Raw genomic sequence first — 12,299 nt, 5'->3', positions numbered from 1 at the left:
GTCTCACTACTCTACGTCGTCGGCGGTAATCTCCTCCAGATGTTCTCGAGACTTCACCTTCTCTGCCAGCTCCTCGTTCTGTACCGACCGCTCTCTGACCGGTGGGATGTAGAGGATGTAGTACCCGTTGTTGAGTGCCTCCGTCCGCTCTTCCAGCCGGCCGATTTCGACCGGGATGTCTTTCGAGTCGGCGACAGGGAATATCGCGGTCTGTAACAGGTGGGCCGTGTGGTCCGCCGGGTAGAACCGTTCGAGGTACTCCCGGAAGCGAGTGAACCGGCCGGGACGACTCTCCCGCTCGGTGTGTCGGGTCGTCTCGACCACGGACACCTGCCAGATCATCGCCGGCACCTCGGGGTTCAGTTCCCACTCCCGCACGAGGAGGTCCGTCGCCTCGAACGTCTGGAGACCGTTCTCCGCCGGGTCGAAGCCGGCATCACAGAACACCGCATCGAGCGAAGAGATTCCAGGCAGGACGTCGACCTTCAGCCCGCGATCGGTGCCACGGTCGACGACCTGACGGCTGGGATTGACGAAGATCATCGGATGGCCGTACAGGGCAAACGTGACTGGGCCCTGTGCCTCTTCGGCGGCAGAGAGGACGACGTCCGCCATCCGGTCGTACGTCTCCCGACGGTCCGTTCCCTCCTCGTAGAGTTCGCCGAGGTTGTAGACATCTGCTCCGAACTCCTCTTCGATGTATTTGTTCGTCGGACCGGTCGTGTCGAGCAGATAGACCGCTTCGGACTCCGCGAAGGCGCTCTCGACCTCACGGGTCAGCTGTGCGTAACCGACCATCCCCGTCCCGACGACGTAGACGTCGACTGGATTATCGACAGTTGACATTGGTGACACCGATCGGCCTGCGTGCCAGACGGATACGACGGGCCGCGAGAGGTTAGTCAGATGACGATGCCGGCGATCGAGATGGCCCAGAACGACTTCTTCTCCAGAATCTCTTCTTTGATCGCCTCCTGATCGCCGTCGGTGAGTATCTGCTGTTCCGATTCGTCCAGATCGTGTTCGATTTCGTCGAGGACTGCGTCCGGGTTCGCGTTGAACTTCTGTGCGAACGCGGGGTCCCGCATCGACAGGTCCACCAAGTCCGCGACATCGTTCACCGTCATGACAGAGATTGGGTAGGACTAGTCTGTAATAATTGTTGTGGCAGATGGCCGATTCGGCTCCAGTCACGGGCTCTCGAGACCCGGACCGGACGCGTCGCCCCGAGACTACCGTCAGAACCGGAGCTTCAGCGGCTCGTCTCTCTCCCCTACGACCCGACCGGCGATACCGGCACCGAGCGCGTAGGCGACCGACTCGGCACCGCCGCGCAGGCGGGTCGCGAGCGACCGCTGGGGCGTGAACTCCTCGACGGTCACCTCGTCTCTGTCCAGGAGGTCGGCGAGGCGCGCTTCGACGTCGTCTCGGGCCCCGAGGCCGTCGACGAGGCCGCGTTCGTGGGCGTCCGTCCCGACGAACACGCGGGCCTCGGTGTCGCGGATGGCGTCCTCGTCCATCTCCCGTCCCTCGGCGACGCGCTCGACGAAGTGGTCGTAGAAGTCGTCGATGATGCCCTGTAAGTAGGCGCGCTCGTCGTCGTCCATCTCCTTCAGCGCGACGCCGGCGTCCTTGTACTGGCCGGCCGCGAACCGTTCGTACGAGACGCCCAGTCGGTCCGCGAGGTCCGAGACGTTCACCCGCGAGCCGATGACACCGATGCTGCCGACGATGGAGGCGTCGCGCGCCCACAGTTCGTCACAGCCGCTGGCGATCCAGTAACCGCCGCTGGCGCAGGTGTCGGTGGCGTACGCGAGCGTCGGGCCGTCGAACTCGGCCGCGGCGCGGCGGACGTCGTCGCTCGGGACCACCTCGCCGCCGGGCGTGTTCAGCCTGACGAGGAGCGCGTCGGCCGCGTCGTCCTCGTCCGCACGCTCTATCTGCTCGACGATGTCGTCGGCGGGGGTGCCCCGCGGACTCGTCGGGAGCGGCCCGGGACCGCCGTCGCGGGAGATGGGACCGGTGACGGCCACCTCGGCGACGTCGTAGCCGGGGTATCGGGAACTCACGGCGCGCGCGACGAACCGGAGCGCGAGGACCACGAGGCCGACGACCAGCAGGACCCCCAGGAGGTCGGCGAGATTGGCCGGGAACCGGACCAGGAGCGCCCAGCCCACCACGGCGGTGACGGCCGCGACGACGAGAGCCGCCACGAGCGTGACGGCTGTCCGTGTGCGTTCGCTCATACCGACTCCGTGGGGACGCGCCGAATAAAAAGACCGTGAGAGAGAGTGAGAGTCGAACCGGGGTTAGAGCAGGCCGGCCTTCTGCAGCTTCATGAGGTCCTCGGTGTCCAGCGTCTCGCCCTCCTTGAACTGCTGGTAGATCTCCTCGGCCTCTTCCTTCGCCTTCTCGCGCTGCTCGGCGCGCTCGTCCTTGCGCTCTTCTTCCTCTTCCTTGTCCAGTTCGCGCAGGCGCTTCTGGACGCGGACGAAGTCCTCGTGGTGACGGTCGGCGGCTTCCTGTGCCTCGACGAAGAGCTCGTGCATCTCGTCGGCCTTGTCGCGGATCTCGTCGGCCGCGCGGTAAGCCTCGATCATCTGGTTGTGGTGCTCCTGGGCCTCGTCCGCGAGTTCCGTGACCTTCTGGTGGTGCTGGGACGCTTCCGAGCGGACTTCTTCGGCCTCCTCGATGAGTTCCTCGAGTTCACCGGAGTCTTCGACCTTCTCCTTGCGCTGCTTGAGCTCCTTGCGCTTGTTCTCGATCTTCTCGATGAGTTCGCGCTCGTCCTCGGTCGAGAGGACCTCGGTCTGCTGGCGGAACTCGAGCTGCTCGATCTCCTCTTCGAGCTCCTCGATGTCCGTGCCGTCGTCGAGCTCGAGGTCCTGCTTCATCTGCTCGACCTGGTCGAACAGCTCGTTGGCCTGCGCGTTGAGCTCGTTGCGCTGCTGCTTGTGCTCCTGGACCTGCTCGTTGAGCTCGTCGCGCTTCTCGCGGTGTTTCTGGGCCTCGTCGACCTTCTCACGCGTCTTCGCGTTCAGGTCGTCGCGCTTCGAGGCGCGTTCGGAGGCCATCTGGTTCAGCTCGTTTCGTCGGTCTCGCAGCTGGCCTGCGAGCTTGATCAGCTGACCTTTGGAACCGTTTTCGAGCTTTTCGTCGGACAGCTCGACGTTGTTGGCTGTGTCGAGCTCACTGACGTCGAATTCTTCGAGGACTTCTTGTTTTGTTACCATGCGTAATCGAACCTCTGTACCATCACCCTGCCGAGCGTGGCGGCTACGCGGTTCAGTTCGACCGGCCGTGTAAGAGAACTCCCGATCATTCTGCGTGCGATGCCGCCGGAACGCCGGTGGCGTTCAGGTACCTACGAATACAGTCCATGCGTATATAAAAACTTCGGTGGATGAACGTGTGAAAACCGCTGGCATACCGCTCGAAACGCCTGTGTGGGTCGTTCGCACATATCTTCGTCGGGTATATAAAATGAGCTGAGGACGTCCCGGAAAGAATGGACGAGACAGCGACAGGAACGGCGGTCTCGCCGGGGCGAACCGACGCCGACTTGTCCGTTGGTCCGTCAGGCACGGGTATGAGAGAGGTCATCCGCGCGAGGGGTCACGAGAACGTCCGCGCCGAGCACGCGAGCACGTTCGAGGTTACGACCGACGACTGGCTCACCCCCGCGGGTGACTGCATCCTCGCAGTCGAAGCCGACCGGGCCCCGGCGGACTTCGACCCCGCGTTCGTCGAGGCGTGTCGCAGTCACGACGCACGCGTCACCTGTGAAGTCGGTGTCGACGGCGGCACCCACGTCGGAACGGTCACGGGTCGCGGTCACCCCGACCTGACGTTCGAGAGCGACCGGTCCGCCGTCGCACGCACGAGCGACTACGTCGACGACCGCACGGTGATGGTCGACGCCGACCACGCCGCCGCCGGATTCGACCGCGAACTGGTCGACGCACTGCGAGACGGCGCCGACCTCGTCGTCACGCTCCGCGTCGAGCGGGAGTGACGGCTACCGCCGCCGGACGACGGCCGGGACCGGCTCCGTCGGCTGCATCGTGATGGCCGCCCGTCTCGGCAGGTCGTCGGTCGTCACCGCGATGTCCCACTCGGCGAACAGCGTAGCGAGGATGAGTTTCGCTTCGACGATGGCTAGCTGGCGCCCGATGCACGCACGCGGGCCCGCACCGAACGGGAAGTACGCGGGGCACTCGGCCGGCTTCGTCCCCCGCCAGCGGTCGGGGTCGAACGCCAGGGGGGCGTCCCAGTGTCGTTCGGCGCGGTGGAGCGCCCACTGCGGGAGCATCATCGGCGCTCCGTCGGGGATGCGGTACTCACCCAGTTGCGCGTCGGCGAGTGGCTGGCGGAAGAGCGCCCACACCGGCGGCAGGAGACGGAGCGTCTCGTGGACGACTCGCTCGGTGTAGTCGAGGACGGCGAGGTCGTCCCACGCGGGTGCGCCGTCGACGACGTCGTCGACCTCCCGATGCAGTTCCGCCCGCGCGTCCGGCGTCTGCGAGAGACAGAACAGCGCGTAGGTGAGCGTGAGCGCTGTCGTCTCGTGGCCCGCTAGGAGCATCGTCATCACCTGGTCGCGGCGTTCGCCGTCGGGGACGCCGTCGGGGTCGGCCTCGAGCGCGCGCTGGAGGAGCGAGAGGACGTCCGCTCCCCCCGGTTCGTGCATCGCGATGATTCGCCCGGCCACGTCCTCGAGTTCGCGGATGGCCTGGCGGTACGCTCGCGGCGGCGGGGTCTGCAACCACGGCGGCCGGACGACGTTGCCGGGCGAGAGCGCGAGCGTCTCGCCGACCCGTTCCATCGCCTCCGCGACGTCGACGGCGTCGGCCCGCGAGAGGTCGACGCCGAGGAGCAAGCGGGAGATTATGCGGACGGTGAGGACGCCGAGTTCGCGGTGGATATCCACCTCGGCTCCGTCCGTCCAGCCGTCGGTCGACGCGCGGGTGAAGTCGACGACGGTGTCGCCGAACTGCCGGAGGCGGGACGTGAAGAAGGCCGGCTGGAGCGTCGTCCGCTGCCGTCTCCACAGGTCGCCCTCGCTCGTCAACAGCCCCTCGCCGATGAGCGGGTCGACGAGTTCGGGCCGGAGTTGTGGCTTCCGGTAGCGGGCGTGGTCGTCGACCAGCACCCGCTGGACGAGCGCGGGGTCGAGGACCACGTAGATGCCGGGGCCGGCCATCCCCGAGAGGTGGACGACACCGTCGGAGTACGCCGCCGAGAGCGTGTCGAGGAAGTCGAACGGTGACCGGGCGAAGCGCATCGCGTTGCCGACGACGGGGTCACCCGGTGGTGAGTGGGGCGCGCGCATGAGCAGTGTAGTGGCTTGGCGCGCGTGCGTTAATCGTTGACGGCCAGAGGGCGACGGAACGATTTATCCCCCTGCTCCGCCCACCACCGCCCGATGACAGCGACCGTCGAACCGGGAGACATCGTCACCGTCGAGTACGTCGGGCGGTTCGCGGGAGGTGAGCTGTTCGACACCTCGCGCTACGACGTCGCCGAGGCGGCCGGTCTCGCCGACGCGCAGGGGCGCGACCCCGACGAGTACACCCCGCTCTCGTTCACCGTCGGGACCGACTCCGTCATCGAGGGTCTCGACGAGGGAGTCCGGGGACTCGCCGCCGGCGAGTCCGCGACCATCGAGGTCCCCCCCGAGAAGGCCTACGGCGAGTTCCGCGACGAACGCGTCCGCGAGTACGACCCCGAGACGTTCGAGGGCATGGTGGGTCAGGAGCCCGAAATCGGCCTGCACGTCCACGCCGAGAACGGCCTCCACGGCGACGTGACGGCCATCACCGACGAGGCGGTCGTCGTCGACTTCAACCACGAACTCGCCGGGAAGACGCTGGTGTTCGAGGTCGAGGTCCTCTCCGTTCAGTGAGCGAGGCGACCGGCGGACATAGGTATCGGGAGGCCATCTAGACCCGTATGGAAGGTCGACTCGCGGACGAACCGTGTGAGGCGTGTACCTCCGAAGACGAACCGCTGACCGAGGCGGAGTACGCCGAGTACCTCGCCGAAATCGACGACGAGGTCTGGGAGGTCGTCGACGACCACCACCTCGAGGGGAGCTACCCGTTCGACGACTTCCGCGACGCCCTCGAGTTCACCTACGAAATCGGCGAACTCGCCGAGGAAGAGTGGCACCACCCCGACCTCCACCTCTCGTGGGGCGAGGTGCGCGTCGAGATGTGGACCCACAAAATCGACGGCCTCCACAAGACCGACTTCGTGATGGCCGCCCGCATGGACCGCATCCACGAGCAGTACGCGCCGGAGTCGGAGTCGTAGCCGCCTAGTTGGTCTCGGTCTCGACGTCGTAGTCCGGGTCGGTCTCGGTCTCGGTCTCGACGTCGTAGTCAGGGTCGGCGACGGCGTCGACGTCGTCGGCGACGGACGACCCCTGTGCGCGCCCGCGGGCGAGTTCGCGGTCGATTTCGTCGTCGTACTCGGAGACGGCCGCGACGGTGACGACGTTCCCGCCGCCGGGGTCGATGACCATCACCTCCGTGCCCTCGGCGATCTCGCCGTCCATCGAGCGCGCGGAGTAGTAGGGGTTGAACCCGCCGCCGTCGAGCTTTATCTCGCCGGAGGTGGGGGTGACGCGCTCGGTGACGTGCCCGAACTTGCCCGTCAGCGCGTTCGAGTCGCTCGTCTTGGCCGTTCCTTTCCCGCCGTAGAGGTCGAACTCGCGGTAGCCGTAAAGCGAGAGCGCGCCGAACAGTAACACGAGGACTCCGAGGACCAGCGGCGACGCGAGCGGACCGAGGACGAGACCCACCAGGCCGGCCGCGAGGAGCGCGACCCCGAGGACGACGAAGTTCGCGCCGGGCGCGAGCGCCTCGGCGACCGAGAGACCGAGGCCCGCGAGGACGAGGAGGAGCGGGAGCGTCTCGGGACCGAGAAACTCGAGTTGCAGGGGGAGCGGCGGTACCGGCATACGAGAGGCTAGGGGCGGACGCCGATTAAGGGTTGTTCACGTCCTCGGGCCCCGTGGCCAGCCGACTCAGAGCACCGTCGCCAGCAACAGGAGCGTCCCGACGACGCCGAGGAGGACGAAGACGGTGTTCTCGAGGGACGGCCGGCCGGGTTCGAGCGGTTCGGGGTCGGACTCGACGGCACCGTCGGGACCCACCTCGTCGAGGCCGAACGTCCACTCCTCGTCGTCGTTCTCGTACTCGCTCGCGCGGGGTCGGTCGGCTGGGGCGGCGGGATCGCCGGTCGGCTCCTCGTCGGTCGTCTCGACCGTGTCGCTGTCGGGACCGGACTGTGCCATTGCGCGTGCTTCGGTACGAAGCGGCAAAGGCCTACCGCACTGCGGAGCGACGCGAGCCACCGCGTCGTGCGCCGACCCGCCCTTCGACCCGTGGCCGGCAGGGAGACGGTGACGACGACGACGACGGCGACAGCGACGGCGAGAGCGAGGGCGGCTTACGGCTCCCCGTCCCCGACGGCGTGGCGGTCGCGTTCGTCGGCGGCGAGGATGTCCCCCTCGTAGACGATACCGCGTTCGGCGTGGAGGGTGACGGTCGTGCCGTCTTCGACCGTGTCGAGGACGGGCGCGCCCGAGACCATCGGGATGTCGAGTTCGCGCGCGACCATCGCAGGGTAGCCCGTGAGGCCCGGGCGAGCGTCGATGATGGCCGCGAGTTTCGCCGCGTCGCCGTCGAACTCTCCGTCGAAGTCCGCACCCAGATACAGCACGGCACCCTCCGGAACCCCGGTGAGGTCACCGTCGGTGGTCCGGTAGAGCGGGCCGGCCACGCGCCCGCCGACGATCTTCCGCCCGTTGGCGATGGACTCGGCGACGACGTGCACCTTCAGCATGTTCGTCGTGTTGGTCTCTTCGAGTTCGGACATCATGCCCGAGAGGATGACGATGGTGTCGCCGCTCTCGGCGACGCCGGCTTCCAGCGCCGCGGAGACGGCGTCGTCCATGACCGCGGCGGCGCTCTCGTGGTACTCGGAGTGGCGGGCGTCGATACCCCACGAGAGGACGAGTTGCCGGCGGACGCGGTCGTTCGGCGTCGTCGCGACGACGGGGACGCCGGGGCGGAACTTGGCCGTCTTCCGTGCGGTGTACCCCGACTCCGAGGCGGCGACGATGGCCGACGCCCCGACGTCGCGGGCGAGATACCGTGCCGACCGGGCCAGCGCCTCGGTTCGGGAGTCCCTGCTGGCGGTGGGGACGCGCTGTTCCTGGCTCTCGGCGTACTCCTCGGTCGACTCCACCTCGCGGACGATGCGGGCCATCGTCTCGACCACGCGGACGGGGTGGTCGCCGACGGCCGTCTCGCCCGAGAGCATGACCGCGTCGGTGCCGTCAAGCACCGCGTTCGCGACGTCTGAGGCCTCCGCGCGCGTCGGCCGACGGGCGTGGACCATCGAGTCGAGCATCTCGGTCGCGGTGATGACGGGGACGCCCGCGGTCTGGCACTTCCGGATGACCCGTTTCTGGACCATCGGGACGTCCTCCAACGGGCACTCGACGCCGAGGTCGCCGCGGGCGACCATCACGCCGTAGGCGGCGTCGATGATCTCGTCGAGGTTCTCGACGGCGCCCGCTCGCTCGATCTTCGCGATGACGGGGATGTCCCCGCCGTACTCTTCGAGTCGGTCGGAGATGGCGTAGATGTCGTTCGCGGTCCGGATGAACGAGGCGGCGACGAAGTCGACCTCCTTCTCGGCGGCGAGTTCGAGGTTGCGGTCGTCGCCCGCGGTGATGAGGTCGATGTCGAGGTTGACGCCGGGGACGTTGACGCCCTTGCGCCCGCTCAGCTTGCCGCCGGAGTCGATGCGGGCGACGACGGCTTCCCCGTCGACCCGGAGGACGGTCGCCTCGATGCGGCCGTCGTCGAGGAGGACGGTGTCGCCCTCCTCGACCTCGGCGATGGAGTACGACAGCCCCACCTCCTCGGGCGTCGCCTCCTCCCCGCGGACGAAGCGGACCTCGCTCCCCGTTTCGAGGTGGATCGGTTCGTCCAGCGGTGCGGTCCGGACCTCCGGTCCCTTCAGGTCGAGCATCGCCGCGAGCGGTGAGTCCGTCCGTTCGTCGACCGACCGAATCCGGTCGATCATCTCCGAGCGGTGTTCGACCGACCCGTGACTCGCGTTGAGTCGGGCGACGGACATCCCGGCGTCGGCGAGCGCGCCGATGGTTTCCTCGTCGTCCGACGCCGGACCCAGCGTACAGACGATCTTCGCGTTTCTCATGCGATGCGCTACGCCCGAGCGTGATAAAAAGACCGGCGATGGGACTCCCGACCGAGTAAACCACCCACGTGAGCGGTCTCGAATCGATATAGCGCGGTTCGCGCTCGGCTTATGCTCGCTCGGTGCCTCCAGACCGGTATGGACTCGGAGGGTTCGCCCCCGGAGACGGCCGCTCCGGGCATCCAGACCGACGGCGGGACGCTCCCACCGGCGGTGCCTGGGGGCCCGGCCCCACCGGACGACGAGACGCCCTCGTGGAGCGAGCGCAAGGCGCGGACGACCGGGCTCGCACGGCTCACGTACGAGTACTTCGAGCGGGCCCGGTACGAGGACCAGGTCCTCCGCCAGGAGTCGACGTACGTCGAACGGGACGTGCTCGGCTTCCCGACCTGGCCCCACGAGACTGTCCGGAACGCCTCCATCGCGTCGTTCTTCGTCGGGATGATTCTGTTCCTGTCGGCGACGATGCCGCCGCACATCGGGCCGCCGGCCAATCCGTCGTCGACCCCCGCAGTCATCCTGCCCGACTGGTATCTGTACTGGTCGTTCGGCCTGCTCAAGCTCGACCCGCTGAACCCCGAGCTCGCCATCCTCGGCGGGCAGAAGATCATGGCCGACCGCACCTACGGCGTGCTGGCGAACCTCGTCGTCGTCGGCTTCGTCGCCATCGTCCCCTTCCTCAACAAGGGGACGGCGCGGCGACCCGTCGAGCAGCCGTTCTGGGCCGCCGTCGGCATCTTCGGCATCGTCTTCGCTTTCACCATCTCCCTGCTGTCGGTGAAGAACCTCGTGCCGATGAACGTCGACCTGCTGTTCGACCTGACGTTCCTCCTGCCCGTCGTCGCCGGCATCGTCACCTACGCGGTGCTGAAGACGATGCGCGAGGGGTACATGTACGACCTCAACCGCCGTTACTACCGGCTCCGACCGCCGCGGTAGCGAGGGCGAGGACGGGACGCGCGTCGACCGGTCACCGCACCTTCTCGCCCGGCACCGCGTCGCCGAGCGTCGTCAGGAGGTCGGCCTCCTCGCCGGCCGCCAGCAGCATCCCGTTCGACTCGACGCCGAACAGTTCGGCCTTCTCGAGGTTCGCCAGGACGACGACTTTCTCTCCCACGAGCGCGTCGAGGTCGTGGAGCTGTTTGATGCCCGCGACGACCTGGCGCTCCTCGACGCCGATGTCGACTGTCAGTCGGGCGAGCTTGTCCGCCCCCTCGATGCCCTCGGCGCTGAGGATTCGCCCGACGCGGATGTCGAGGTCCTGGAAGTCGTCGAAGCTGATGCGCTCGTCGGCGAGGGGTTCGAGTTCAGTTGCGTCTGCGTCCCCGTCGTCGCCATCGTCACCAGCTTCGCTCTCTTCGACCCGCGCCTGCAGTTTCTCGTTCAGTTCGTCGACCCGCTCGTCGGGGATCTTCTCGAACAGTTCCGTGGGTTCGGCGAACTCCGGTTCGGGGGGTTCGAGCGCGGCGCCGACTTCGACGTCGTGGACCGACCCGCCCTCTCCCAGACTGTCCCAGAGCCGCTCGGCCTTCTCGGGCGCGACCGGTTCGAAGAGCACGCCGACGGCCTTCGCGACCTGGACGCAGTCGCGGATGACCTGTGCCTTCTGTGGGTCGTCGTCGTCCAGTTTCCACGGTTCGTTCCGCTGGATGTACTCGTTGCCGAACTGCGCGAGGCGGACGGCCGCGTTGCCCGCCTGTCGGATGGAGTAGTCGTTGACGCCCGCGCGGAAGGCGTCGATGGCCTCGTCGATCTCCTCGCGGACCTCGCTCGAGAGGTCGGCGTCGGGTGTCCCGCCGAACTCCCGGTACGCGAACAGCAGCGAGCGGTAGAGGAAGTTGCCCACGGTCCCGACGAGTTCGCTGTTGACGCGCTCGCGGAACTTCTCCCACGAGAAGTCGACGTCCTGCTGGAAACCACCGTTCGTCGCGAGGTAGTAGCGGAGCAGGTCGGGGTGGAAGCCCTCGTCGAGATACTCGTCTGCCCACACCGCGCGGTCGCGCGACGTCGAGAACCCCTTGCCGTTGAGCGTGATGAACCCGCTCGCCATCACCGCGCGGGGTTCGTCGTAGTCGGCGCCGCGGAGCATCGCGGGCCAGAACACCGTGTGGTGCTGGATGATGTCGCGGCCGATGACGTGGACGATGTCGCCGTCGACCTTCCACGCCTCCTCCCAGTCGAACGTTTCGGTGCCGACCCGTTCGGTGTACTGCTTCGTCGAGGAGATGTACTCGATGGGCGCGTCGACCCAGACGTACAGCACGAGGTCCGTGCCCTCCTCGGGGTAGTCGATGCCCCAGTCGAGGTCGCGAGTGATACACCAGTCCTGCAGTTCGCCCTCGATCCACTCCCGCGGCTGGTTGCGGGCGTTCGCCGTCCCCTCCAGTCGGTCGATGAAGGACTGGAGGTACTCCTGGAAGTCGGAGACGCGGAAGAACTTGTGCGTCCGGTCGCGGTACTCGGCGGGGTTGCCGGTGAGCGTCGAGGTGGGGTTCTCTATCTCGCCAGGTTCGAGGTGCCGCCCACAGCCCTCGTCGCACTCGTCGCCGCGGGCGTGTTCGCCGCAGTACGGACAGGTCCCCTCGACGTACCGGTCGGGGAGCGGCTGTTCCTCGACGGGGTCGAACGCGACCTTGATCTCCTTCTCGTAGACGTGCCCGCCGCCGACGAGTCGGCGGACGATGTCGGTCGTCACCTCGGTGTTCGTCTCGTCGTGGGTGTGGCCGTAGTTGTCGAACGCGACGTTGAACTTCGGGAACGTCTCCTCGTACGTGCGGTGGTACGAGAGCGCGAACTCCTCGGGCGTCTTTCCCTCCTTCTCGGCGTTGACGGCCACGGGCGTGCCGTGCATGTCCGACCCGGAGACGAAGGCGGTCTGCTGGCCGAGTTTCCTGAGCGCCCGCGCGTAGACGTCGCCCCCGACGTAGGTCCGCAGGTGGCCGATGTGGAGGTCGCCGTTGGCGTACGGCAGTCCACACGTCACCACCGCGGGACGGTCCGTGGGGAAGTCCTCGTGGCTCATGTGTGAACAGTCAGTCGCGTGGGCGTCTAAAGGCCGCTGG

13 protein-coding genes are annotated in these 12,299 nt (G+C 67.3%); 4 read left to right on the top strand and 9 right to left on the bottom strand.

Annotation, left to right across the window (positions count from 1 at the left end; all coding sequences use genetic code 11):
* Positions 1-6: 6 nt before the first annotated feature.
* From ACESK5_RS01130 to ACESK5_RS01115, 4 genes are all read right to left on the bottom strand, one after another.
* Positions 7-846: an SAM-dependent methyltransferase gene (locus ACESK5_RS01130; protein ID WP_372909694.1), complete on the bottom strand. Its 840-nt coding sequence runs from the start codon at positions 844-846 to the stop codon at positions 7-9.
* Between the two features lie 56 nt (positions 847-902).
* Entirely contained in the window at positions 903-1,127 is a 225-nt protein-coding gene (locus ACESK5_RS01125; protein ID WP_372909693.1) for a hypothetical protein, read from the bottom strand.
* Between the two features lie 111 nt (positions 1,128-1,238).
* On the bottom strand, positions 1,239-2,246 hold the full coding sequence (gene sppA / locus ACESK5_RS01120; RefSeq protein WP_372909692.1) for a signal peptide peptidase SppA: 1,008 nt from the start codon (positions 2,244-2,246) through the stop codon (positions 1,239-1,241).
* Between the two features lie 63 nt (positions 2,247-2,309).
* Positions 2,310-3,233 (bottom strand): coiled-coil protein, encoded by a 924-nt coding sequence (locus tag ACESK5_RS01115; RefSeq protein ID WP_372909691.1) that lies wholly within the window; start codon positions 3,231-3,233, stop codon positions 2,310-2,312.
* 356 nt (positions 3,234-3,589) lie between these two features.
* Between ACESK5_RS01115 and ACESK5_RS01110 the strand changes: the two genes are divergently transcribed.
* Complete coding sequence (locus tag ACESK5_RS01110) at positions 3,590-4,015, top strand: DUF371 domain-containing protein (protein WP_372909690.1); 426 nt, start codon at positions 3,590-3,592, stop codon at positions 4,013-4,015.
* A 3-nt stretch (positions 4,016-4,018) separates the two neighbouring features.
* On the opposite strand, the gene ACESK5_RS01105 is transcribed toward ACESK5_RS01110, so the two are convergent.
* The gene (locus tag ACESK5_RS01105; RefSeq protein ID WP_372909689.1) at positions 4,019-5,332 is read right to left on the bottom strand and encodes a cytochrome P450; all 1,314 of its coding nucleotides are present in this window, start codon (positions 5,330-5,332) and stop codon (positions 4,019-4,021) included.
* Positions 5,333-5,425: 93 nt separating this feature from the next.
* On the opposite strand from ACESK5_RS01105, the gene ACESK5_RS01100 reads away from it, so the two are divergent.
* Together ACESK5_RS01100 and ACESK5_RS01095 are read left to right on the top strand one after the other, a co-directional pair.
* Positions 5,426-5,905: a peptidylprolyl isomerase gene (locus ACESK5_RS01100; RefSeq protein ID WP_372909688.1), complete on the top strand. Its 480-nt coding sequence runs from the start codon at positions 5,426-5,428 to the stop codon at positions 5,903-5,905.
* Between the two features lie 47 nt (positions 5,906-5,952).
* Positions 5,953-6,315, top strand: coding sequence for a 4a-hydroxytetrahydrobiopterin dehydratase (locus ACESK5_RS01095; protein WP_372909687.1), 363 nt, complete (start codon positions 5,953-5,955; stop codon positions 6,313-6,315).
* 4 nt (positions 6,316-6,319) lie between these two features.
* Here ACESK5_RS01095 and ACESK5_RS01090 read toward each other — a convergent pair whose 3' ends face one another.
* From ACESK5_RS01090 to pyk, 3 genes are all read right to left on the bottom strand, one after another.
* Complete coding sequence (locus tag ACESK5_RS01090; RefSeq protein ID WP_372909686.1) at positions 6,320-6,964, bottom strand: NfeD family protein; 645 nt, start codon at positions 6,962-6,964, stop codon at positions 6,320-6,322.
* 66 nt (positions 6,965-7,030) lie between these two features.
* Positions 7,031-7,300, bottom strand: a complete 270-nt coding sequence (locus ACESK5_RS01085) for a hypothetical protein (protein ID WP_372909685.1) — start codon at positions 7,298-7,300, stop codon at positions 7,031-7,033.
* 155 nt (positions 7,301-7,455) lie between these two features.
* Positions 7,456-9,237 (bottom strand): pyruvate kinase, encoded by a 1,782-nt coding sequence (gene pyk / locus ACESK5_RS01080; RefSeq protein ID WP_372909684.1) that lies wholly within the window; start codon positions 9,235-9,237, stop codon positions 7,456-7,458.
* Positions 9,238-9,375: 138 nt separating this feature from the next.
* Between pyk and ACESK5_RS01075 the strand changes: the two genes are divergently transcribed.
* The gene (locus ACESK5_RS01075; protein WP_372909683.1) at positions 9,376-10,176 is read left to right on the top strand and encodes a cytochrome bc complex cytochrome b subunit; all 801 of its coding nucleotides are present in this window, start codon (positions 9,376-9,378) and stop codon (positions 10,174-10,176) included.
* Between the two features lie 31 nt (positions 10,177-10,207).
* Here the strand turns inward: ACESK5_RS01075 and metG are convergent, their stop codons facing one another.
* Positions 10,208-12,259 (bottom strand): methionine--tRNA ligase, encoded by a 2,052-nt coding sequence (gene metG / locus ACESK5_RS01070; protein WP_372909682.1) that lies wholly within the window; start codon positions 12,257-12,259, stop codon positions 10,208-10,210.
* Between the last annotated feature and the right edge of the window lie 40 nt (positions 12,260-12,299).

The sequence above is a fragment of the Salinigranum sp. genome, assembly GCF_041641895.1.
Classification (GTDB): domain Archaea; phylum Halobacteriota; class Halobacteria; order Halobacteriales; family Haloferacaceae; genus Salinigranum.
The sequence above is the reverse complement of the archived record's forward strand: the minus strand, read 5'-3'. Positions and strand labels throughout refer to the sequence as shown.